This is a genomic window from Rhodococcus sp. W8901 (assembly GCF_013348805.1).
Taxonomy (GTDB): Bacteria; Actinomycetota; Actinomycetes; order Mycobacteriales; family Mycobacteriaceae; genus Prescottella.
The window spans coordinates 5,395,431-5,419,084 of the sequence record NZ_CP054690.1 but is presented as its reverse complement, the minus strand read 5'-3'; the positions used below and the strand labels follow the sequence as shown (position 1 = coordinate 5,419,084).

Annotated in this window: 19 protein-coding genes; 9 read left to right on the top strand and 10 right to left on the bottom strand. The window is 68.0% G+C overall.

All coding sequences use genetic code 11. The features are described from left to right. Positions 1–72 precede the first annotated feature (72 nt). Positions 73–666, top strand: coding sequence for a TetR/AcrR family transcriptional regulator (locus tag HUN07_RS25230; RefSeq protein ID WP_174913902.1), 594 nt, complete (start codon positions 73–75; stop codon positions 664–666). Positions 667–679: 13 nt separating this feature from the next. On the opposite strand, the gene HUN07_RS25225 is transcribed toward HUN07_RS25230, so the two are convergent. Further along, positions 680–826: a hypothetical protein gene (locus HUN07_RS25225; RefSeq protein WP_174913899.1), complete on the bottom strand. Its 147-nt coding sequence runs from the start codon at positions 824–826 to the stop codon at positions 680–682. Between the two features lie 77 nt (positions 827–903). Here HUN07_RS25225 and HUN07_RS25220 point away from each other — a divergent pair, with 77 nt between their 5' ends. The 3 genes from HUN07_RS25220 (at position 904) to HUN07_RS25210 (ending at position 3,318) form a co-directional block, all read left to right on the top strand. Beyond that, on the top strand, positions 904–1,326 hold the full coding sequence (locus HUN07_RS25220; protein ID WP_254622676.1) for a hypothetical protein: 423 nt from the start codon (positions 904–906) through the stop codon (positions 1,324–1,326). Beyond that, the gene (locus HUN07_RS25215) at positions 1,323–1,694 is read left to right on the top strand and encodes a limonene-1,2-epoxide hydrolase family protein (protein ID WP_174913896.1); all 372 of its coding nucleotides are present in this window, start codon (positions 1,323–1,325) and stop codon (positions 1,692–1,694) included. Before HUN07_RS25220 ends, HUN07_RS25215 begins: the two co-directional genes overlap by 4 nt. A 91-nt stretch (positions 1,695–1,785) precedes the next feature. Further along, entirely contained in the window at positions 1,786–3,318 is a 1,533-nt protein-coding gene (locus HUN07_RS25210; RefSeq protein WP_174913894.1) for an acyl-CoA synthetase, read from the top strand. A 95-nt stretch (positions 3,319–3,413) separates the two neighbouring features. On the opposite strand, the gene HUN07_RS25205 is transcribed toward HUN07_RS25210, so the two are convergent. From HUN07_RS25205 to HUN07_RS25190, 4 genes are all read right to left on the bottom strand, one after another. Continuing rightward, positions 3,414–4,169 carry a M23 family metallopeptidase gene (locus HUN07_RS25205; protein ID WP_174913891.1) on the bottom strand — a complete coding sequence of 252 codons (756 nt, stop codon included), beginning with the start codon at positions 4,167–4,169 and terminating at the stop codon, positions 3,414–3,416. A 422-nt stretch (positions 4,170–4,591) separates the two neighbouring features. Further along, the gene (locus tag HUN07_RS25200; RefSeq protein ID WP_174913888.1) at positions 4,592–7,198 is read right to left on the bottom strand and encodes a helix-turn-helix transcriptional regulator; all 2,607 of its coding nucleotides are present in this window, start codon (positions 7,196–7,198) and stop codon (positions 4,592–4,594) included. Positions 7,199–7,466: 268 nt separating this feature from the next. Beyond that, positions 7,467–10,235, bottom strand: coding sequence for a LuxR family transcriptional regulator (locus HUN07_RS25195; RefSeq protein ID WP_174913885.1), 2,769 nt, complete (start codon positions 10,233–10,235; stop codon positions 7,467–7,469). Between the two features lie 166 nt (positions 10,236–10,401). Beyond that, complete coding sequence (locus HUN07_RS25190) at positions 10,402–10,836, bottom strand: Lrp/AsnC family transcriptional regulator (RefSeq protein ID WP_114723932.1); 435 nt, start codon at positions 10,834–10,836, stop codon at positions 10,402–10,404. Between the two features lie 79 nt (positions 10,837–10,915). On the opposite strand from HUN07_RS25190, the gene HUN07_RS25185 reads away from it, so the two are divergent. From HUN07_RS25185 to HUN07_RS25175, 3 genes are all read left to right on the top strand, one after another. After that, positions 10,916–11,668, top strand: a complete 753-nt coding sequence (locus HUN07_RS25185) for an AzlC family ABC transporter permease (RefSeq protein ID WP_254622675.1) — start codon at positions 10,916–10,918, stop codon at positions 11,666–11,668. Then, entirely contained in the window at positions 11,661–11,987 is a 327-nt protein-coding gene (locus HUN07_RS25180; protein ID WP_114723930.1) for a branched-chain amino acid transporter permease, read from the top strand. The genes HUN07_RS25185 and HUN07_RS25180 overlap by 8 nt, the downstream gene beginning before the upstream one ends. Before the next feature lie 174 nt (positions 11,988–12,161). Continuing rightward, the gene (locus HUN07_RS25175; protein WP_174915004.1) at positions 12,162–13,703 is read left to right on the top strand and encodes an acetyl-CoA hydrolase/transferase family protein; all 1,542 of its coding nucleotides are present in this window, start codon (positions 12,162–12,164) and stop codon (positions 13,701–13,703) included. A gap of 42 nt (positions 13,704–13,745) precedes the next feature. On the opposite strand, the gene HUN07_RS25170 is transcribed toward HUN07_RS25175, so the two are convergent. From HUN07_RS25170 to HUN07_RS25160, 3 genes are all read right to left on the bottom strand, one after another. Further along, positions 13,746–15,368 (bottom strand): MFS transporter, encoded by a 1,623-nt coding sequence (locus HUN07_RS25170; protein WP_174913879.1) that lies wholly within the window; start codon positions 15,366–15,368, stop codon positions 13,746–13,748. Positions 15,369–15,430: 62 nt separating this feature from the next. Beyond that, positions 15,431–16,498, bottom strand: a complete 1,068-nt coding sequence (locus HUN07_RS25165) for an SMI1/KNR4 family protein (protein WP_174913876.1) — start codon at positions 16,496–16,498, stop codon at positions 15,431–15,433. A gap of 24 nt (positions 16,499–16,522) precedes the next feature. Beyond that, entirely contained in the window at positions 16,523–19,033 is a 2,511-nt protein-coding gene (locus HUN07_RS25160; protein ID WP_254622674.1) for a helix-turn-helix transcriptional regulator, read from the bottom strand. A gap of 285 nt (positions 19,034–19,318) precedes the next feature. On the opposite strand from HUN07_RS25160, the gene HUN07_RS25155 reads away from it, so the two are divergent. Then, on the top strand, positions 19,319–20,335 hold the full coding sequence (locus HUN07_RS25155) for a DUF2889 domain-containing protein (protein ID WP_174913870.1): 1,017 nt from the start codon (positions 19,319–19,321) through the stop codon (positions 20,333–20,335). Between the two features lie 212 nt (positions 20,336–20,547). On the opposite strand, the gene HUN07_RS25150 is transcribed toward HUN07_RS25155, so the two are convergent. Both HUN07_RS25150 and HUN07_RS25145 read right to left on the bottom strand, forming a co-directional pair. Beyond that, positions 20,548–21,966: a sensor histidine kinase gene (locus tag HUN07_RS25150; protein WP_174913867.1), complete on the bottom strand. Its 1,419-nt coding sequence runs from the start codon at positions 21,964–21,966 to the stop codon at positions 20,548–20,550. Then, the gene (locus HUN07_RS25145) at positions 21,963–22,649 is read right to left on the bottom strand and encodes a response regulator transcription factor (protein ID WP_174913864.1); all 687 of its coding nucleotides are present in this window, start codon (positions 22,647–22,649) and stop codon (positions 21,963–21,965) included. The genes HUN07_RS25150 and HUN07_RS25145 overlap by 4 nt, the downstream gene beginning before the upstream one ends. A 111-nt stretch (positions 22,650–22,760) precedes the next feature. Here HUN07_RS25145 and HUN07_RS25140 point away from each other — a divergent pair, with 111 nt between their 5' ends. Continuing rightward, the gene (locus tag HUN07_RS25140; RefSeq protein WP_114723970.1) at positions 22,761–23,648 is read left to right on the top strand and encodes a D-alanyl-D-alanine carboxypeptidase family protein; all 888 of its coding nucleotides are present in this window, start codon (positions 22,761–22,763) and stop codon (positions 23,646–23,648) included. Positions 23,649–23,654: the final 6 nt, after the last annotated feature.

Genomic DNA, 23,654 nt, shown 5'->3' with positions numbered 1-23,654 from the left:
GATACATTCCGTATCGACTACGACGTGACACAATGTAACGCCCGTCACATCTCTACGCAAGGGGTTTCACCGATGTCCAAGAAGCGGCAAGCGCAGCACCGTCTTGGGCCGCAACGAAACCCCGAGATCGACGACGCCGTCCTGCAGGCCACGCGTGAGCTGTTGGTCGAGAACGGATATGCGGGGACCTCGATCGACGCGATCGCGACGCGCGCCGGTGTGGGGCGGCCGGCCATCTACCGACGCTGGCCGTCCAAGGCGCACATCGTCCACGATGCGGTGTACCCGGTGGCGGAGTCCGAGAACGTGTCGGACCTCCCGATCGGGGAGGAGGTCGAGCGGCTCACCTACGGCGCGGTGGCACTGTTCGGCGGCCCGGCCGCGCGTGAGGCGGTGCCCGCGCTCATGAGTGAGATCCGCACCGACGAGACGCTCCGCCAGGCGCTGCTCACCGATCAGCTCGAGGTGATCCGCGAGGAGTTGGGGCGGCGCCTACGCGCGGGCGCGGCGGCCGGCGAACTGCGGGACGGCGTCGACCCGGACACGCTGCTGGACGTCATCGCCGGCACGGCGATCTTCGCGCAGTCGGTCCGCGACGTCCAGGATCAGGACGGGCTGTCGGCGGCGCTGGTCGACATCGTGCTGCACGGCATCCTGCCGCGGTGAGGTCGGGCCGAGGTCACCCGGCCAACTCGTCCGGGCCGATCTCGTCGGACTGCCATTGCCGCGAACCCAACGGCGAGTCGAGTCGCCGCCGGACCCAGGCTGCCCACGCCGCGGCGAGGGCGATTCCGATGGCGAGCGTGACACCCGTCCGAACGTTCATGCGGGCAGCATAGGGCGACACGAATATTCGTGTCGCCCTGAGCGAGTATCGGTTACTGTGCCGAGGCAGGAGTGCACATGGACCGTGGCAGGAGCGCCGGCGGATCACCGCCGACCGACCGGGTGATGTCGGTGATCGAACTGATGGCTGGACGCGGCGCTACGTGCGCCATCGCCGACCCTCGCCTGCTCGACGTCCTGGCCGAGGTGGTGGAGCATCTCGCCGAGGATCCCACCAGGCAGGCCCTGCGGGAGCGGGTGCTGGTGCTGCTCGGCGGTATCAGCGGCCGGCCTTACGGCGCAGCCGATCTCGACAGCGACGACGCGCTCCCGGTCAGCTATCTCGTGGCGCCGGTCTTCGCGGCGGACGGCCGTGCCGCGTGGGAGCTGCAGATCGGGCCGTTGCGCTCCGCGGCGTCGCGTGGCGAGCGAGCGCACTACATCGAACAACTCACCCGAACCGCTCGGGAACTGGATGGAAGAACAGGAGTGAACACATGAGCGCTGCCGAGGATCTGGTCACGGAGTTCTGCGGGTTGTGGGCCGATCCGGACCCTGTCGTGCTGGCGAGCTACTTCACGGAAGATGCTTTCTACCACAATATTCCGATGGATCCAGTGAAGGGCAGGGACGAGATCCGCGAGTTCATCTCGGGTTTCGTGGCGGCCTTCGACGGGATCGACTTCCGGATCCACAAGCAGGTCGCGTCCGGTGGCACCGTGATGAACGAGCGGACCGACGTGCTGCGCGGCATGGGGAAGGAGACCTCGTTGCCGGTGATGGGCGTCTTCGAGGTGGTGGACGGCAAGATCGCCGTGTGGCGTGACTACTTCGACATGGGAGCGATCACCGCCGCGTTCGGCGGCTGACCGGGCGCCGCGCAGGCTCGCGAAACTACACAACGGATGCGCCGAAAGAAACCCCTTACGCAATAGTTGGACGTCCTATAACCTGCGTCACATGAGTGAGGATCCGCGCACCGACACCGTCGACGGCGTGCTGCGCCGGGCTGCCGCACGGCAGCCCGGCCGCACTGCTCTGACCTTCGACGACCGCACCTGGACGTACCGAGAGCTGGATGACGCCGTCACACGCGGCGCCGCGCGCCTACGGGCGCTCGGTCTCGCGCCGGGCGACCGGGTGGCCGCGTACGGCGTCAACTCCGACGCCTACGTCATCGGTTTCCTGGCCTGTGCCCGCGCCGGCCTGGTGCATGTCCCCGTCAACTACGCGCTCACGGGCGACGAACTGCACTACCTGCTGGCGCAGTCGGGAGCGCGGGCCGTGCTCGTCGATCCGAAGTTGGCGTCGACGCTGGACACGGTGCGGGACACGCTCGTCGTCGAGCACGTGATCCCGCTGCGCGACGACGCCGGTTCGCTGCTCGCGTCCAGCTCCGCCGGCGACGTCCCGGAGTACCGGCCCGGGGCCGCGGTGGACGATCTGGTGCAGTTGCTCTACACCTCGGGAACCACATCGAAGCCCAAGGGCGCCATGATGACCCACGGTGCGCTGGTCCACGAGTACGTGTCGTCGGTGATCGCGCTCGGACTGGCCGCTGACGACAATCCGTTGATCTGTATGCCGCTGTACCACTCCGCGGGCATGCACGTGTTCATGCTGCCGTACCTGTCGGTGGGCGCGACGGTCAATCTCATGCAGTCCCCGGACATTCCGGAGATCCTGCGCCGCATCGAAGCCGACCGGATCGGGTCACTGTTCCTCGCGCCCACCGTATGGGTCCCGCTCGCGAGTCACCCCGACCTCGAGACCCGCGACCTGTCGTCGCTCACCAAGGCGCAGTACGGGGCGTCGATCATGCCGGTCACGGTGCTCAACCGCCTGCGCGAGCGGTATCCGGCCCTCGGCTTCTACAACTGCTTCGGGCAGTCGGAGATCGGACCGCTCGCGATGGTCCTCGGGCCGGAGGAGCACGAGGGGCGGCCGTCGTCGTGCGGGCGGGCGGTGTTCTTCGTCGAGGCCCGCGTGGTGGACGCCGACGGCAACGACGTCGCGGACGGTGAGCCGGGTGAGATTCTCTATCGCTCTCCGCAACTGTGCCAAGGATATTGGGACAACCCCGAGGCGACGGCGGAGGCCTTCCGTGACGGGTGGTTCCATTCCGGGGACCTGGTGACGCGGGACGCCGAGGGGTTCGTGACCGTCGTGGACCGGATCAAGGACGTGATCAACACCGGCGGGATCCTCGTCGCGTCCCGCGAGGTGGAGGATGCGCTCTACACACATCCCGCCGTCGCGGAGGTGGCCGTGGTCGGCACCCCGGACGACAAGTGGATGGAGGCGATCACCGCGGTCGTGGTGCTGCGGGGTGACGCCGATGCCGTCGATGCCGAGTCGCTCATCGAGCACGTGCGGGGCAAGATCGCGCCCTTCAAGGTGCCCAAGCGGATCCGCTTCGCCGACGAGCTTCCCCGGAACCAGAGCGGAAAGCTCCTCAAGCGGGAACTCCGGACCATGCTGGACGCGGTCTAACATCGGCCGGAACTGACGACGTGAATGGCCCGGCCCCAACGGTTTTCCGTTGGGGCCGGGCCAGTCACGCTGTCTGTGGTGCAAGCGGCGGGGGACTACCAGTTCACGACGACGCCGCTGTCGTGGAGCCAGATCAGCGGATCGACCTGGGTACCGGCCGGATCCCAGACCTCGAGATGCAGGTGTGGTCCGGTGGACTGGCCGCGGTTGCCGACCGTGGCGATCTGCTGACCGGTGGCCACGCGGTCGCCGACACCGGCGGTGAAGGTGTCGACGTGCCCGTAGACGGTGATGTGGCCGTCGTCGTGCAGCACGCGCACCCACTGGCCGAAGCCGGACGCGGGGCCGGCGTTGATGACGACACCGCCGGCGGCCGAGAAGATCGGCGTGCCGAGGTTGGCGCCGATGTCGATGCCGTTGTGGTGGGTGCCCCAGCGCGGTCCGTAGCTGGAGGTCAGGAAGCCGGCCACAGGCTGGACGACGGGGGGTGGTACCGGAACGATGATGGGTAAGGGCATCGGCGCCGGAATCGGTGCGGCCTGCGGTTCGGGTGCCGGCGCGGGCGCCAGCAGCTTGGGGGCGGGCGTCCACTTCTCGGCCGACGGCGGCGTCCACTGTGTCGTGGCGGCCTCGGGCGTGGCAGGAAACGCCGGGATGTCGATGCCGGGCAGGAACGGGCCCGCCGGAAGCTGGAGTTGGACGTTGCCGATGGTGGGCAGACGCAGCGGCGCCGCCGACGCGGTGGTGGCGCCGATCTGAATGCTTCCCGCGAGCAGTGCACCGGTGGCGACCGCGACCGCTGCGGCCTTGACGGAGCGGCGGCGCAGGGACGTCAGGGTGTGGGAACTCATCGTCCTGTGGGGATTTGCCACAGTGGATACCTCATCTGTGTCTCTGGTCGGCCCGGTCGGGAACCGCGACCTCGGATCTTTCGTCACGGAAATGTAACAAAGCGGTATCAACTCGTCCACCGTGATCGAATCTTTACCTTTATGAGTTATGTACCGACCGGTTCCGAGGAAACCCCCTGGTCAAAGCCTCATGGGCCCCAAAGCGGACACGCGGGCGGCCCGGGCTTCGCCGCTATCGGACCGATGGGTTTGGTCGACTTCCGCGGCGTATGTCGAGGTGAGGCCGTCTCTCCGGTCTCGGGGGCGCATAAATTACGTCACTGTGACACAGCGGGTCGGGGTCGACTGCAGACCGGTTCCGCCCCGGCTCGAGGAATCCGGTCGAACCGTGCCGTTCGACGTAGCGAGAAGTGACAGCAATCTCACGGCCTGGGCGACTGGAAGTGTGCCCGTGCCGGTGGATCCGCGGGGCTCGCGACGATGCCGAGCCTTCGGCCGGTGTCCACCGCGTCCCGGCGGGTGTGAACGCCGAGTTTGCCGTACAGGCTCTTGCGAAAGCTCTTGACGGTGGCGGGCGAGATGACGAGTTTCGACGCGATCTCGCGCGAGGTGAGCCCTTCCGCGAGGCCTGCAAGGATCTCGTTCTCGCGTTCCGTCAGTGTGGGGAACGAGAGAGCCGCCGGGTAGTACTCAGCACTACGTGATGCCAAGGCCTCGGTGACGTGGTGGTACGAGCTGCCGGTGAGGTCGTGCAATGCGGTGACGACATGTCTGGGCACCGTGAGGAATGTGCTTCGGATTCCGGTGCGCTCCGATATCCCGCACGCCTGGGTCCAGGGCTGGACGGCTGCTTTCTCGTTGCCGGTCGAGTACAGCGCGGCGGCCTCGACGACGAGTGCTTCGAGATGAGGACGAGTGTAGGGGCCGCTGAACCAGTTGAAGCGTCGGCACGTGACGATCGCGGCATCGTGGTCACCGGTGACGAAGCGCGCTCGTGCCGACGCTGCCACCGACCACGGCGTGTTCTTCGGAGTCGATTCGGCTAGTTGGATTGCGCGCCAGGCATTCCCGTCTGCAAGGTGGACCTCGATCTCGATGGCGTCGAGAAGGGCGGTGACGAAGCTGCCGCGCGCCCGTGAGCGCGGTTCGGAGCACTGATCGAGGGCGCGCAGGCCGATGTGGGGATCTGCGGAGGCGATGGCGTACCGGCAGCGTGCATACACGACAAATGGCCACAGCTCGGTCACGGGGGGAAGGCGCTGTAGCCTGCCCAGCGCGGCTCGTGCGGAGTCGATGTCGAGGGTGTCCAGTGCAACGAGTGCCCGCGCGGCGTGCCCGCCGACCTCGACGAGCCGTTCGGTCATCGAATCCGTCGTCGAGCCGTCTCGCTGGTGTGCCAGCCATTCTCGTGCACGCTGCGGCTCGCCGACGAGCGCCCAGCTGAGTGCGATGTTGTATGCCGAGTTCCGGGCGGTGAAGTCGATCCCCCTGGAGCGTCCGAGTTGGTGCGCGCGCACGAGTTCCCCGATGGATGCACCGAAGTTGCCGTCGAGTTGATAGGTCAGTCCGCGTTGGAGTCGGGTGAAGGCCAGCCCATAGGTGATCTGCTCGTCGGGTTGATCTGCCAGCGCGCGGTCGAGAATCTCCCCGACTTGCCGGGTGACCGCTGCGGCGCGGGTGTATTCGCCGGCCAGGCGGAGCATGATCGCCCGGTGTGAACCGGTGCGGATCGTGCTCGTCTCATCCAGCTTGTCCTGGTGTTCCGGTTCAGGTACGTGTCCGGTCACGGCGCCGTCCAGACCCGCCAACAGTTCTCGACCTTCGCGCAGCCGCGGATAGGCGGTGATTACGCTCTCGGGAAGTTTGAAGATCGCCTCGCGTACCGCCGTCAGATCGGATCCCAGGAGCTCGTACCACCGGGTCGTGAGCAGGCGCACGACGGCAGGCCAGGCCTCTGCTTCAGCGGCGCACCGGAGTGCCGCCGCCTTGTCGTTCCGATCGAGGTGATACTGCGAGAGTCGGGTGAGGTCGACCCCCGGATCGATGCCCGCCTCTCGCCGTGCCTCGAGGAGAGCGGCGCGCACGGCCGACGGAAGGCGCCAGAAATCTCCCTTCGCCGTTGTCCCGAGATGTTCCAGGACACCGGAACTTTCGAGTGCCTCCAGGTGTGAAATCGAGTTCGGACCACCGCCGAGGAAGGCGGCGACCTCGGAGGAGAGGGTATGCGCGGTGGAGGTTGTCAGGAGGAATTCGCGGCGCGGTGCGACCCGGGGATCGGCAAGGATCGTCGTTCGGATCTGGGCGGTCACTGCTGCGGCGAGGTAGCGTTCGAGGATTTCGAGTCGGTGGGGGAGTGCAGGTAGCTCCGCGGTTACGCGCAGGGCACTCGGCATCAGCGAGGGTAGGCCACCGGTCAGTCGCCGGACGAGGTCGATCTCCTCCTCATGTAGGTCAAGTCCGTTCTCGGAGAACAAGTGTCGTATGTCGTCCCTGGCGAAGGACAGACTGTCACCGTCGAGGAGGTCGTGGGCAGGATCCATCAGGTGCGAGTCCGCGAAGATCGGCCTACCGGTCATCGTCACGACGATGTCGACGTGGTGGCATGCTTCGACCAGGTCGAGGATCTGCTGCTCGAGGTCTGGAGCATCGACCAGATCGACCCGTTCGAGAGCGATCCGGACAGGTGTGGAGGTGTCCTCGAGGGCGTGCCGGACGGTATCCGCCCATGGCTCGGTACCCGGGCGCACGTGTTCGGGGCCGACCGCGCCGGCCGACAGCAGTCGGGCCGCGATTAGTTCCCAGTAGCCGTCCGTGTCGGTCGGCCTGTTCGGCGGTGGAATCCGGACGCCGAGATATCCCGTGCTCGGTCCCGACTCCAGCCATCCCGTGACCAGCGCCGACTTGCCGAAACCGTGCGGCGCCCGGAGGACGACGAGGGGGCAGTTCCTGCCGAGGCGGGACAGGAGTCGCGCGGGGGAAGGAACACTCCCGGCCGCGTGGCCGGACGCCCGGACGATTTCCGTGACCATCGACATCCTTCGATCCGTGCGAGCGTGGCACCGACGGTCACGACTGCGACTCCTGCAAAACGGCCCTTCGATACGGCCCGGGTGGTGTCCGGTGTGCGACGGGCGTGCCCATTATCTACCGGATGTGGCGCGGCGGCGGTGTTGAGAGTCTGGCGCTCGTTAGGTCTCCACGGCGCCGAACGCCCCACGACGGTGGTGACTTGTCGACTTCATGAATGCGGGAGTGGATCTGCTGACACTGTGGGTACGCGCTGCCGCCCGTGGGCGCTCAACCGGCCCGACGGGGATGCCCAGGAGATGTGGCACCGGCCTCGGTGTGCTCTGCCGCTGCGACAGCGAACAGCTCTGCCCGTGAACGGATTCCGAGCTTCCGGAACACCCCGGTCAGTCGCTTCTCGACCGTGCGTTGTGAGATGAACGTTCGACGCCCGATGTCGTGGTTGCGGAGACCCTGGAGCACCAGAGCGACGATCTCGTTCTCCTGCTCGGTCAACTGAGCGAGACTTGGGACGGGAGGCTGGTCGGCGGCCGAGGTCTCCCGTGCCACCCTGGCGGCGTCGAGCCATCCCACCGCCCCGATCCGGGCGAACAGCGAGCGTGCCGTCCGGCGGTGGTGCCGATACGAGGTGACCTCCGAGTCGGCACGCAGTCGATCGGCATAGATCGCATGCGCGCGCGCACGTTCGAGGGTCGGCGCCGGCGCGGTCCGAGGACCCAGTGCCCGTGACAGCGCCATGCGCGCTTCCTCCGGCGACTTCGCGACGAGCAGTTCACCGCGGGCGAGGGCCACGGTGGTGCTGGGCGAGTGTCGGGCGGCCAGGCGCAACCCGAGCGTGCGCAGCACCCGCTCGGCCATCTCGGGCTCGCCCGAGCGTACGAACACTTCGATCAGGTCCACTTGTCGTTGCAGCTGCCAGTGTCCACCGACCTGGCCGTCGAGGTCGAAGCTCTGCTCCAGCAACGAAATCGAGGATTCGTAGTCGCCGCGCATCAGGGCGATCTGACCGAGTGCCCACCGCAGGCGCGACTCGTTGGCGCGGTGAGCGTGTGACGACGGTGTCGATCGGATTCGGTCGACGAGGTCGTCGACTTCGTTGAATCGTCCGGAGAGCCCGAGGATCTGGATGCGCTGACACAGGCGCAGGGAGGGCAGACAGTCTTCAGCCGGGACGAGGGATTGGCTTTCGTCCCACAGCAGGCGGGCCGCGTCGATGTTTCCGGCGAACAGCTCGCCGTCCACCTGCAGTGTCATCACAACCGTGCGTTCCACCGGAGAGGTGGCCTGCGTCGAGAGTCGTCCGAGGCTGTTGCCCGCTTCGCTGTGGCGACCGAGCTGCTGCAGCAGGTGCGCCGACATCGCGGACCCCACCCGATGGTCGTTCATGCGGTCGGTGACCGCACTCGACGACAGCCGATGGCTCGCGAGCTCCGACGAACCATCGGTAATCGCGAGATGGGCCTTCGCGAGTGACGCGGTCGATGCCGGGTCGGACTCGCGGAGGTCCGCCGATTCGGCGGCGGCGAGCACGAGGTGCGCCTGTTCCTGCTCGTGTCGACACAGGTGGAGGTAGCCCGCGACGCCGGCGAGCGTGGATGCGGAATGCGGGCATCGAGACGCGAGCGCGGTCACGGTGTTCCGAACCCACTCGTCGTCGAACCGTTCATCCCGCAGATAGCGCAGGAAAAGCTGGGTGGCCACGGCGGCGGCGGCCTCATCCGGGCGCAGGAGCTGCGGCTCGATGCAGTCGGCGAACTGGGTGGCGTCGGCGAAGTATCCCCACGAGGTCGCGATTCGTAGCGCATGGGCCGCCAGACGCGATTGGTGGGTCTCGTCCGACGTGTCGAGTGTGTCGAGAACCCTGCGAATGGTGTGGATCGCGAGCGCAACCTCTCCGGACTTGGCCAATTCAGCCATCCGGCGGATGATCTCGTCGGTGTGCATGTCCACCGGCTCGCCGATAAATACCCGGTTCGCGGCTGCGAGAGCGGGTCGCTCGCGCAGCAACGAGTGGCTGTCGACGACGCGATGGCATTCCACCCGCAGCTTCGGTGGGGCGATCGTATAGATCGCGGCGCGGTCGAGGTGGCTGTGGACGTGCACCTGGTGACGAATCGACTGGATGTGGTCCGCACGCACGAGGGTGGCAATCTCGTGGTCCAGGTCGATGTCCGAACCGAACTTCGACCGGAGCGTCTCGACCAGTCGATCGGGCTCCACCGCCCCGGCTATCGACAGCACGGTGAGGGCGGCTCGCTGCGCGGCGGTCAGGCTCCCGAAGGCGGTGCGCCACCGATCGGTGCGATTGTGCGCCACCGCAACTGGTTTCGGGAGTACCGAATGTCCGTGGAGCTGGGCCGTGGTCAGATGCTCACACAGCTCCCCGATATCGACGGGGTTCCCGCGGCCGATGCGGTGCAGCTCGATGATCGTGGACAGCGGCGGCCGGCCGCCGGTCGCCGACTCGACGAACGCGCCCGATTCGGCGAGCGTCATCGTGTACATGGGCAGCTGGGGGAGCGCCTGGAGGCGGGGATCGACCCGGGGCCCGGAGGCCAGGACGACGAACACCCGCAACTTCGCGAGGCGTCGAGCCACGTAGCCGAGGATCGCGATACACGACGGCGGTAGGAGGTCGGCGTCGTCAACGGCAACGAGCAACGGGAACTCGCCCGTGTCGAAGGATTCGAGGGCGGACAACACACGGTCGCCGATGATTGCCCCGACATCGTCCACTGCCGGCTTGCGGTCATTGGGGATTGCCCCGACCAGGGCGTCCCCGTCGACCCCGATGCGGGTGAAAAGCGGGAGAAAAGCAGCGAGCGGCGAAAGGTCGGATTCGCGAAGACCCGTGACGAAGGCGGTCCGGCCCTCGTGCATCCGGTACACCTCGTCGAGAAAGTGGGTGCGCCCGGACCGCCGCGTCCCTGTCACGACGAGCGCCGAGCCCGAGCCTGCGGCGGCGTTCTGGAGACCCTGCTCGATCTGGTGAATGGCCTGTGCCCGCCCGTGGGCGCGCATGCCGAAAGCGATGACCATTGTTTCCGTACTCCTCAGCGCCCCGACGGCCGATGGGTACAAAGCTAGTTACAGACGCGCCCTCGGGCGGGGCGGGAGTGGGGGTGGCGGCAGGGTGAAATATTGCGCGAGCTCATCCGGATTGCGCGATTCATCGAAACCGACTGCCCCGGTTCCTGTAAACTGCTCAACCCTTCAACTTCTTCATCGTCAGGTGCGATTCGATCTTCGAGATGGCCGGCTGTTCCATCAGCTTGGTGCGCAGGAACACCTCGAATGCGTTGAGGTCGGCGACGGCGACGCGAATGAAGTAGTCGGGCAGGCCGATCATGCGGCGGAACTCCACCACCTCGTCGAAGGCGCCCACCTCGTTCTCGAACTGCTCGACCGTCTTGCGGTCCTGCGACACGATCTCGGCGTTGACGATCACCTCGCATCCGCGTCCGACAGCGTCCGGGTCGACGACGGCCTGGTAGCCGACGATGACGCCGTCGGCCTCGAGCCGTCGTACCCGCCGCAGGCACGGTGACGGCGTCAGCCCGACCCGATCGGCCAGTTCGGCATTGGTGAGCCGGGCGTTCGAACGCAACTCGCGCAATATTGCGCGATCGAGATCATCCACAGCAGAATATTGCGCCCCATCGCCTCCGGGGGCAATATCCGGAAATCACATGCCACCGACTCCGCACTATTATTGCCTCGTGACCAGCGCGTTTCCCGAGCAGTGTTTCCCGGGCCTCGAAGCCTCCCCCGCCGAGTCGCGCCGGTCCGATGTCCGCGCGGCGGCCCGCGACACCGTGTCCGTCGGGTTCGGGCTGTTCCCGCTCGGGCTCGCGTTCGGCCTGTTGCTGGTCCAGTCCGGGTTCGCATGGTGGTGGGCGCCGATCTTCTCGCTCACGATCTACGCCGGCTCGCTCGAGTTCCTCGCGATCGGGCTGGTGCTGGCGGTCACGCCGCTCGCGTCGGTGGCGATGACGACGTTCCTCGTCAACTTCCGGCACGTGTTCTACGGGCTGTCGTTCCCGCTGCACCGGGTGCGTGGACGTCTCGCGAAGGTCTACAGCATGTACGCGCTCACCGACGAAGCGTACGCGGTCACCGCGGGCAAGGATCCCGACAATCTGAGCAGTCGCCGCGTCCTCTTCATCCAGGTGTTCTGCCAGCTGTACTGGGTGCTCGGCGGTGTCGTCGGTGCCGTCGTCGGCAACGCGATCCCGATGCAACTCGTCGGCCTGGACTTCGCGCTCACCGCCCTGTTCGTGGTGCTGGCGCTGGACGCGTTCCGCGCCCGCCGGGACATCCCCACCCCGATCCTGGCGCTGCTGAGCGCGCTGGTGGCCCTGGTCATCGCGCGCGAACAGATGCTGATGGTCGCGATGACGCTGTTCGTGGCAGCGCTGCTGGTCCGTTTCCTGCTGCACCGCCGGAGCGGGAAGGACGCCGTCGATGCCTGACGTCGCGTACATCCTGACCGCCCTCGCGGTGATCATGGCCGTCACCTTCGCGCTGCGCGCCGTGCCGTTCGCGATCGTCGCCCCGCTGCGTTCGTCGGCGCTGGTGCACTACCTGGGCATACACATGCCGGTGGGCATCATGCTGATCCTCGCGGTGTACACGCTGCGGAACGTCTCGGCGACGCCGTCGTCGCTGGTGCCGGCGGTGGTCGCGCTGGCCGTCACCGTGGGTCTGCACCTGTGGCGCCGTCACGCGTTGCTCAGCATCGTCGGTGGCACCGCGGCTTACATGGTTCTTGGAAACTGGGTGTTCGGCTGAACCGGGGAACGCTGTTCGTCGCGGCGATGTGCACGCTCGTCGCACGTTTCGGGCGCGTCACCGATCTCCGCGCGCATTGCGGAACGAAACCCGCACGTCAGAGACATTTTGATCAATAGAGGCGGACATTTCATCGGCAGGTCGAGAGTTAGCCTTGTCACTGTGACCTCGCGCATGGACGAAGCCGGTTCCCTGTCGAACCCGACCCGGATCCGCAATTCGGGTTTCCGGAACAAGGTGACCTCCGCCGCGGAGGCCGTCAAGTTCATCCACCCCCACGACACCGTCGCGATCAGTGGGTTCGCCAGCGCCGGCACGCCCAAGGCGATCGTCCCGGCCCTCGCCGACCGCATCCACGCCGTCCGCGGTGCCGGGTCGAACTTCACCATCAACCTCCTGACCGGAGCCTCGGTGTCGGCGGGCACCGAACGCCTCCTCGCCGAGGTCGACGGCATCTCGCTGCGGATGCCGTACCAGTCCGAGCCGACCGCGCGCCGCAACATCAACAGCGGCCGCATGGACTACGTCGACATCCACCTCTCGCACGTCGCGCAGCAGGTGTGGGAGGGCTACTACGGCAACGTCGACGTCGCCGTCGTCGAGGTCGCCGGGATCACCGAGTCCGGCGAGCTGGTCCCGTCCGCGTCGATCGGCAACAACAAGACCTGGCTCGACGTCGCCGACAAGGTCATCCTCGAGGTGAACTCGTGGGTGCCCGACGCGATGGCCGGCATCCACGACGTCTACTACGGCACCGCGCTGCCGCCGTACCGCAAGCCGATCCAGCTGATCTCGGTGGAGGACCGCATCGGCCAGCCGACGCTGCGGGTGGATCCGAACAAGGTGGTCGCCGTCGTCGAGACGAACGCCCGCGACAGCGCGAGCCCGCTGACCCCGCCGGACGAGGTGAGTCAGGCCATCGCGGCACACGTGCTCGACTTCTTCGAGTACGAGGTGTCGAAGGGGCGGCTGCCCGCCGACGGCCTGCTGCCGCTGCAGTCCGGCATCGGCAACGTCGCCAACGCGGTGCTGCAGGGTCTGGATGCCGGACCGCACAAGGGCCTGACGTGCTTCTCCGAGGTGATCCAGGACGGGATGCTGCACCTCATCAAGCACGGCACCGTCCGGTACGCGTCGGCCACGTCGCTGGCGCTGTCGGAGGAGGGCATCGACGAACTGATGTCGAACATCGACTTCTACCGCAAGCACATCGTGTTGCGGCCGCAGGAGATCAGCAACCATCCGGAGATCGTTCGCCGTCTCGGCATCATCGCGATGAACGGCATGCTCGAGGCCGACATCTACGGCAACGTGAACTCGACGCACGTCATGGGCACCAAGATCATGAACGGTATCGGCGGCTCGGGCGACTTCGCCCGCAACGGCTACCTGTCGATGTTCCTGAGCCCGTCCACCGCGAAGGGCGGCGCGATCTCGTCGATCGTGCCGATGGTCCCGCACGTCGACCACACCGAGCACGACGTCCAGGTGCTCGTCACCGAGCACGGCCTGGCCGATCTGCGCGGGCTCTCGCCGCGCAAGCGCTCGCGCGTCGTGATCGACAAGTGCGCGCACCCCGACTACCGGGCCATGCTGCTCGACTATGTCGACCGCGCCGAGGCGTACCCGTCGGCCGGCCACACCCCGCACCTGCTGGGCGAGGCGCTGTCGTTCCACCAGCGGTTCAACGAGACGGGCTCGATGCGCCCGGAGTGACTGTCGCCCAACGGGATTCTGTGTTCGCGGGCCTGACGGGCCTCACTCGTCGGCGTTCTCCTCGGCGGATCCGACCGGCCTGCGAGGTATCCGCCCGGTGCCGAACAGGGCGGCGACGGCCAGCAGCGCGGCCACCGAGAGCGCGCTCTGCAGGGCCTCGAGCCGGGCGTCGGAGTTCGCGTCGACGACCGCGCTCGCGGTGTTCGGATCCACACCGGCGTCGCGCAGATCGGCGTCGAGTTGGGTGTCGCTGAGGAAGGGCACGCCGCTCGCGAGATCGGTCTCGGCCTGCTGCTGCACGGTTTCGGGGACCCGCGGATCGTTCTGGATTCCGGTGATGATCGACGCGGTGAGGGTCGAGATCAGGACCGATCCGATGAGTGCGGTGCCGAGAGACGCGCCGAGGTTGGTGGCGGTGTTCTGCAGACCACCCACCTCGGCGCTGCGTGCATCGGGCACCGCCGACACGGTGACCGCGCCCAGTTGTGACGCGAGCGCCCCCAGGCCCAGCCCCATCAGGAGCATCGGGACGGCGACGATGCCGGCGTTGGCTCCGGGATTCATGCCGGCCGCGAGGATGAGGATGCCGATGATCATGGACCCCAACCCGAGGCGGACGACGCGTCGCGGCGACGCGTGCGGCCGCACCCGGGGGATACCGACGGCGGCCAGGAGGAGCGCGATCGACAGCGGGAGCAGGCGGATCCCGGTCTGCAGCGCACTGAGTTCGAGGACGACGGACAGGAACAGCGGCACTGCGAAGAAGACACCGGCCTGGACCAGGAACTGCGCGAAGAACATCGTCAGGCCGCCGGACAGTTGCCGGTTGCCGAGCAGGCGGGTGTCGAGAAGCGGTTCCCGCCCCAGCCGGGTCAGGCGCGCCTCCCACCGCATGAATGCGTAGACCACGAGCAGTCCGGACACGACGAGCCAGAACACGGGGGACAGACCGAACATCTCGGGCCCGCCGGGTCGGTTGCGCAGCCAGCCCCATTCGCCGGACCGCAGCACACCGAACACGACGAGTCCCAGACCGAGCACCGACAGCAGCGAGCCGATGATGTCGAGGCGCACCCGGGACGGCGGCGTGTCTTCGATCCGGCGGAGCACCGGCAGGATCACCAGGACCAGGACCACCTCGCCGGCGAAGACGTACCGCCACGATGCAAAGGTGGTCACGGCACCGCCGATCAGCGGACCGGCCGCGACCGCGATCGCGCCGGACGCGGCGACCAATCCGTATGCGCTCGAGCGTCTCTCGGGAGGAAAGTTGGATGCGACCAGCGCGACGATGGCGGGCATGATGAGTGCCGCACCGATGCCCTCGAGTAGCGACCAGCCGATCAGCAGGACCGTGAGATTGGGCGCGAGGGCGGTGGTGAGCGACCCGGCCCCGTAGACGACGAGCCCGATCGCGAACGCCCGGCGGCGGCCCACGATGCTACCGATCTTGCCGCCGGTGATCATCAGCGTCGCCATCACGAGCGTGTACAGCGTGATCGCCGTCTGGATGCCGGTGATCGTCGTTCCGAGGTCGGACGCGACCATCGCCATCGACACGTTCATGACCGAGCTGTCGAGGGTCATCAGGAACTGACCGGCCGACAGCGTCGCCAGGACGAGTGTCGCCCTGGATCCGATCGACTGCCCGGTGCGTGGGCCCATACCTGATTGAAGCAGGGCGGGTAGGCGCTGCGGTGCGGATCTACCGATACGCGGTTACGCGGTTACAAGGTGCCGGCGACGGCGCGCAGAACCCGGACGAGTTGCGTCGCGTACTCCGGATCGAGCCGGTAGCCCGCGCCCGACGGGACGATGTGCCCGGCCTGAATCCGCGCATCCCACCAGTCGCGCAGGAATCCCTCGGCGTAGCCGCCGGTGCAGAACCCGTACGGATCGTCGACGAAGCGCGTGGTGACCATGAGGGTGTAGCAGGGCCTGGCGTAGTCGGTCTGTCCCTCGGCTCTGTGGACGAAGTCCTCGAACGATGTGGCGGTCGTCAGGTGCGAGTACAGCCAGAACATCGCGTCGTACATCAGGTGCGAGTCGGGGTCGGCGTGCAGCGAGTAGAAGCCCTTCGCCTCCACGATCCGTTCCGCGAGTGCGCGGACGACGGCCTCACCGTCCGGCAGGTCGGCGGCGTCGAGAGCGCGTCGCACGATCGGCGACAGCGTGCCGAGCCGCACCGTCTCGAGGTCGGCGGCGAGGGTTTCCGCGCTGTCGTCGAACTCGTCCTCGCTCACCAGGTTTCGGACGAAAGATGCGAAGTCGGGTGCGACGGGAGTGATCGCGTAGTCGGCCTCCTGGTCGACGTGGACCACGCACGGTTCGCCGGTGGGGCCGCATGCGCGGTAGTCGAGCATGATCTGCTCGTGACCGGCGCTCGGGGTGTCGGCGACGCCGATGCCGATGTCGGGGTAGTCCCATTCGTCGCGCATGAACGCCGAGCCCAGCTCGCCGCACAGCGAATAGGTCGCCGTCCGGCCGATCGCGTAGATGCCGGTGATCTGGATGTGATCCTCGGCCCAACCCGTCGGCTCGTCCGTCGGATGGCACGAGCGCTCGACCATGCCGCCGTTGCGCATCCGCGCCAGCTCCACATAGGAGTCGGGCAGCCGGTAGCCGAGCTCTGCTTCGACCTCCGCGATCAGCTCGTCGCTCGGTGTGGGTTCGAGATAGTTCTCGCAGGAGTAGTCGCCGTCGTTCCAGAACCCCGCGAAGTCGAGGTCGGCGAAGTGTCCGGTGGAGCGGGCCGTGGGGCCTGCCGGCGACGTCGCGCCTAGGGGATCGTGCATGTCGGGGTTCCTCTCGAACGGCCTTCAGTCGATCAAACCGGTGCGGTACGCGATCTCCAACGCTTCGTCGCGGGAGTGGGCGCCGATCTTCCGGTAGAGCGACCGCAACTGGCTCTTGATCGTATTGGTCGAGACGAACAGCTTGCGGGCCATCTCGACCGTCGACAGACCCACCGCCAGTTCGGCGAGCACGGCCCGCTCGCGCGCGGTGAGGTCGACGTGATGCACGGCCGCCGGGTACATCTCGGGCGCATCGGACGCGAGCAGGACGCGCGCGGTCGACGACGGGCTCGCCGCGGCGGAGTCGAGCGCTGCCAACAACTCTCGCGGCACCGTCGAGAGCGTGCTCACCAGCCCGGCGCGGTCCGCGATGGCGGCCGCGCGTTGCCAGGCCCGTGTCGCGGCGGCGTTCTCACCCAGGGCCCGATGGGCGGCGGCCTCGACGAGCAGCGCCTCCAGTTGGGTGCGGGTGAACGGGTAGCTGAACCAATCGAACTTGCGGCACAGCGCCAGTGCTGCCGCCGGCGCACCGGTGAGCAGGCGGGCGCGGGCCGCGGTCGCCGCGAGGATCGGCTCGTCGGGAGTCTGCGTGGAGAGGACAGACAGTGCCCGGTTGCCTTCGCCGAGCGCCAGGCGCAGATCGACCTCGAGGGCCGTCAGCACCAGATCGATCGTCGATCCCGGGCGCAGCACCGCGGCATGCGATGCGATCGCCCGCTGCAGGACGGCCATTCCGGCATGCGCTTGACCGGCGGCCAACGCGAAGCGTCCGTGCGCATAGGTCACGAACGGCCACAGCTCTTCTCGCCCGGACGCCTCACCCAGCTCGTCGAGCCAGGCGGCCGCCGCCGTGAAGTCCAGCCGGTCCACCGCCACCAGGGTGCGGGCGACGAGACCGCCGACCTTGGCCCGCGGTTCGAGCCAGCCGTCCGGGTCCGGGTGGGCGTCCTCGAGTTCGAGCCATTCCGTGGCGCGTCCCGGTTCGCCGACGACAGCCCAGTTCATCGCGGAGTTGCCGGCGGCGTGGCGGGCCCCGACACGGATCCGTTGTGCCAGGGCGCCGCGATGGGCGAGGCGGAGCTCGACCGTGGACTCGGGAAACGCCCCCGCGAGTTGGTAGGTGATCCCCCACTGCAGCCGCATGCCCGGAAGCTGGGGTCCGATCTCGTCGGGCCGGGCGTCCAGTGCCCCGCGGACAAGGTGCGACAGCCGGCGCGTCAACTCCGCAGCGCGCTCGTGCTCGCCCGCCAGCCGCAGCATGAGGGCCTGTACGCAACCGACGGCGAGCGCGTGCTCGGCAGCCGGAGCGGCTCCGGATGTCTCGACGTCCCTCGGATCGTCGGGCAGGACGCTCTCCGGAATCGTGGACTGCGTGTCGAGGGCCGTGAACAGGTCGCGTCCGGCCTTGATCGCGGGACGCGACGCGAGCCGCTCCTCCGGCACTTCACGGAGGACTGCCCGCAGTACGGTGAGATGACTTCCGACGAGACCGACCCAGTGCGTGTCGATCAGATCGATCGCGAGATCCCAGTCACGGGCTTCGGCCGCGTACGCCAGGCCGCCGGCGACGTCCCCTCGTTCCAGCGAATGACGGGCGAGTTTCGTCAGGTTCTGCGCGGGCTGGATGCCGACCGACTCCTGGGCGGCGATCAGCCGGTCCCGGATCGCGGGGGCGAACTCCCAGGCGTCCTCGAACGCCGTCTCGCAATGGTTGACGATTCCGGCGGATTCGAGAGACTCGAGACGCCGGGCCGCGTCGTCCACCCCGGTGAGCAGTGTCGCGACGTCCGGAGTGATGACGCGGGCAGATGCCACCGCGATGACGAAATTGCGATCGGCGTCAACCGAAAGGCGTGCGAGGACAGTGGAATGCACGTATCGGTCGATCGCGTTGTCGAGCCGATGCGCGAGCAGCGCCCGCCGACCCGCGAGGTCGGGCAGCGTCTTGGCGACCACGACCGCGACACGCATGAGCGCCGGCAACGAGCCGACGCGCTCCAGGATGTACTCCAGTTCGCCCGGCTCGAGCTCGATTTCGGAGTGTGCGAACAGCTCTCGGGCATCCTCGCGGGTGTAGAGAAGATCGCGCGTGAGAATCAATTCGTGCGTCGGTTCCACACGGATCGGATCGCCGAACAGCGACCGTCCGCACGTGGTCGCGACGATGTTGACGTTGTGGCAGCGGTCGAGCAGGTGGAGAATCTCCTCCTCGATCCGGTCGTCACGAACCAGATCGACCCGCACCAGCACGAGAAGTACCGGCGCCCCGCTCCGCGCAAGGAACTCGCGGACCGACTCGGCCGCCGAGGTGGCATCGCCATCCGGATTCGTTTCCCCGGCAATGACGCCCGCAGTGCGGATCCGATCCATCACCGTGGTCCAGAACGCTCCGGAATCCGGAGTCCCGGTGGGGGCCGGAATCCACAGCACCGCACGGAAGTCCGAACGAGCAGTATCCAGCCAGGACCTGACCAGATCGAGCTTGCCGAACCCCTGTGGCGCGCGAATGACGGTGATCGGAGAGTTGCGATCCAAGCGGGCGAGCAGTCGCTTCCGGGGTGGCGCCCACGTCGAACTGCGGCGCGGTGGGGGGTCGGGACAATGATTGTCTCGACGCTGTCTCATCAAGATCCACCCCCCGTTTCGGTCTCGATTGTGCACGCCGACAGTCATGATGGCGGGCAAACACGGACATCCGCTCCATCAACCTGTCCGAGTCCGATCATTGCAAACCAAAAAGACCGGTCTGTTCGTGGCCCTCGTCCCGACGGATGAGACCCCGTCTTGACGGTTTCCGGGTCCCGAGGCACCGTCGTCTGCATGAGCGAGCGCGTACCGGACCCCGCGTTGCACGGTTCCGTGCGCGGACCGCGGGCGGAGGCCCCAGTGGCGCGTGCGACATCGCGTCGGCGCGTGACGTGTCTGGACCTGGACCGGCCGACCGGGATCGGCGGCGCACTCGAACTGTCGGGGCGGGCGTGGGATTTCGAGATCGACGCGGACCGGTTTCCGTCGGTTCGTGAAACGGCTGCTCTCCGAGCAGCTGTGGATTACCACCGCGGCCGCGTTCTGACCGGCCTGGAGACCACGCCCGCCGTCCCGGAACTCGCGGGCCTCGTCGGCGAATCCGCAATCTCCGGGTTCCGTGGACGTCTGGGCGCGGTCGTCGCGGGCGGTGCCGTCCGCCGGGATACGCCGCTGGTGTTGCTGCTCGACGACGTGCCGTTGGGCACCCTCATCTCCGGGCACGCGGTGTCCGCGGCGAACGAGTTGGATCCGCAAAGCGTAACTGCGAGTACCGGATACGTTCCCGTCGGTGACCAGTGCGCCGGATACGCCGAACGCGGAGCCCTCATCGCGACGATCGGGGTGCGTGGGCGTAGCCCCGTCGCGGACGGTCCGGTCGCGCCGCGGATCGACGACGCCTTCGGTCGACTGCCGGGCCCGCTCGCCCCGCACTCGATGCGTCGAAGTCGGCGCATCGACCGTTGGGTCGCCGACGGCGCGGTGCACATCGACGCGATGTTCCGCGACACCTACGGCCGCGCCGACGGGGTCGAGACCGTGATCCACGAGTACCAGCTCGCGGTGGTCGCGGACGCCGAGACCGGCGTCATCCGGGAGGCCGTCGCGACGCCGCGCGTGCTGCCGTGGTTCGACTGCCCGGGCGCGGTCGCGAGCGCCGGTCGCCTCGTGGGCATGGCGGTGGCAGAGGTGGAGGCGCGGGTCCGGCGTGAGTTCCGCGGTGTCGACACCTGTACCCACCTCAACGATCTGTTGCGGAGCATCGCCGACTGGCCTGTGAGCGACGGGCAGGTGCCTGTTCCGGGCCGGTGACCTGCGGACCCGGAACCTGCGAGCGGACCGGATTTCTAGCTGCCGAAGCCGCCCAGCCCCCCGCCACCGCCGAGTCCGCCATCCCTCCGTGGCCGGGGCCATGTCGTGATCTCGAACCGCACCGGTCGGTCTGCACGTTCCAGTAGATGCCCCGACCTCGAGCGACCCCTGAGGTGGGGATGTGAGTCTCCTGTGTGGGCGGGGTGCGCCGCTCACGTCTCGTTCGCATGACCGGGAAGCCGGGGCAGTCGGGGCAGCCTGACGGTGAAGGTGTTGCCACCGGAACCCGATGTGACGGTGATGGTTCCGCCGTGCAGGGTGACGTTCTCCTCGACCAGGGCCAGCCCGATGCCGCTGCCCTCGGTGCCGCCGCGGGACGCGTCGGCCTTGTAGAAGCGCTCGAACAACCGTCGGCGCTGGTCGTCCGGGATGGGCGGGCCGTGATCGGTGACGGAGAGGACGGCCGTCTCGTCGTCCCCGGTCACGGTCATCACGACCGGTGGTCGTCCGTGGGCGAGCGCATTCGCCACGAGGTTCCCGATCACGATGTCCAGCCGCCGCCTGTCCACGGTGCTCCGGACGGGGGTGCCGTCGATCAGCCGCACCCGGTCCTCGAATCCGCGGGTGCCGAGCGATTCCCGGGTCAGTTCAGTCAGATCGTGGACGTGCAGGTCCAGGTCGGCGCGGCCGGTGTCGAAGCGCGAGATCTCGATGACGTCCTCGGTGAGTCGGGAGAGTCGTTCCGTGCCGCGGCTCACGATTCGGGCCGCCCGCGCGGTGTCGGGCTCCATCGACGCCGCGTCGTCCTCGAGGATCTCGGCGACCGCGACGAGCGCGGCGAGTGGCGTGCGGAGTTCGTGGAACACGTCGGCGACGAAGCGTCGCGCGTCGGCCTCCTTGGCCGCGAGGTCGGCGACGGTGCGATCGAGTTCTGCCGCAGTCCGGTTGAACGTCGAGACCAGCTCGGCCAGTTCGTGTCCGGCCGCGGCGGTCAGCTCGCGGCGGGGTGTGCCCGGGACGAGTGATGCGGCCGCCGCGTTGAGTTGGCGCAACGGAAGCACCAGTCTGCGTGCCATCCACAGACCGATCAGGGCGCCGAGGACCGCGACGACGGCGGCGACGGCTGCGGCCCGGCGCTCGAGGCTGTCGATCTGGGACTGGGCCTGCGCGAGGTTGTATACGGCGGTGACCAGCACCGGTTGAGTCAACTCCTCACTGTTCCAGTCGTTCCGGATCTGCCCGGCGACGTAGAAGAGCGGCACGGCGTGCCCGGACTCGCGCTGGAAGACCGGCATCGGGGACTGCTCCACGCGATTCAGCAGCGCCTGCGGCGGGTCGGGGACGTCGAACGGCCAGCTGCCGACCTGGACGTTCCCGGAGCGCGCCACGCTGCCGTCGCCGACAATGGTGAGCTCCGCCAGTTCGCGGCGGGTCGGCTCCGGTCCGATCCAGTCGGAGGCGGCGTCGATGGTGTCGGCGAACCCGTTCAGGATCTGGTCCTGGGCCGCCGAGAAGATGTTGTTGCGCGCCTGGAGGTACACCGCCGCCGAGGCCGCGACCGCGGCGACGAACGCGAGTGCCGAGAGCACCACCACAAGTTGGGCCTGCAGCCCGGGTCTGCGCCAGCTCATGCGACCGGCCCGAATCGGTAGCCGAAGCCGCGTACCGTCTGCACGTACCGCGGTGCCGACGGATCCTTCTCGAGCTTCGCGCGCAACCGCTGCACACAGGCGTCGACGAGGCGGGACCCACCCAGATGGTCGAAGCCCCACACCCTTTCGAGCAGTTGTTCCCGGGAGAACACCTGACCGGGACGCTCCGAGAGTGCCAGCAGCAGCTGCCACTCGGTGCGGGTGAGAGCGGGCCGACGGGCACCCTCGGTGACCGTCAACGCGTCGCGGTCGATCACGAGGTCGCCGTGCACCTCGCGGGCGGATTCGGGAACCGTGGCTCCGGCCGTGCGTCGCAGTACCGCCTTGATGCGGGCGTCGAGGATCCGCGGCTGAACCGGCTTGACCACGTAGTCGTCAGCCCCGGTTTCGAGGCCTGAGACCACGTCGACGTCCTCGCCGCGGGCGGTCAGCATCACGATCGGGACGGTACTGTCGGACCGGATCCGCCGACACACCTCGAATCCGTCGACGTCCGGGAGCATGACGTCGAGCACCACGATGTCGAACGTTCCGCTCCCCAGCGCGGCGATCCCGGTCGATCCGGAGGCGGCCGGCGTCACCGTGTGCCCGTAACGACCGAGCGCGAGACCGAATGCGTCACGCAGGTTGTCGTCGTCCTCGATCAGCAGCACCGAACTCATGGACCCCATCCTCCGGGCGGGACCGGACGCCACAATGAGCGCCACACGTTGTAGCAGAACGGTGACACAACCCCGGCAGGATCCGAATACGCCGCCGCGACGGTGGACGGCATGCACAACCTTCGAAGGGGGCTCGTCCTCCCGATCGCCATCGTGATCCTGCTCGTCGTCGCCGCACTCTGGTTCGTGGATCTGATGGCGGCCCCGGGATCCGGTGGCCCGGTCAGCCTGTACCGACACGGGGCGTCCACCGCGTACGTGCTCGCCGACGACGAGAACGGTCAGGTCCGGGTCGCGAATCCGAAGCAGCGCCCACAACCGACCGCGAGCACCGCGAAGATCATCACCGCGTTGACGGTGTTGGGGAAGGAACCGCTGGCGCCGGGTGAGGACGGCCCCGTCCTGACGATGACGGAGGCCGACGCCGAGCTGTACCGCAGCTACGCCGCCCGCGAGGGTTCCGTGGTGGTGGTCGGGCAGGGACAAGAGCTGACCCAACGGGAGATCCTCGAGGGCATGCTGCTGCCGTCGGCCAACAACCTGGCGGACACCCTCGCCACGTGGGCGTTCGGTTCGCTCGCCGACTACCGGACGGCGGCGACCGGTCTGGTCCGCTCACTCGGCATGACCGCCACCACGGTCGGATCCGACGCGAGCGGGTTCTCGCCTTCGACGACCAGCACCGCGCACGATCTGACGCTGCTCGCCGCGGCCGCGATGCGACACCCCGTGATCGCCGAGATCGTGGCACGGCCCGACGCGGTGATCTCCGGCGTCGGGGTCGTGCGGAACACGAACTGGCTGCTCGGCCGGCAGGGCGTGGTGGGCCTCAAGACCGGCACCACGGACGAGGCGGGTGGGGTCTTTCTCTTCGCCGCGACCGTCGGTGCGCCCGGCCGCCTCGTGGTGGGTGCGGTGCAGGGCGAGGGACGCTCGGCCGACGATGCCATCGACCGAGCGTCCACCCTGCTCACCGAGATCGCGGCGACGGGGAGCTGACGACGT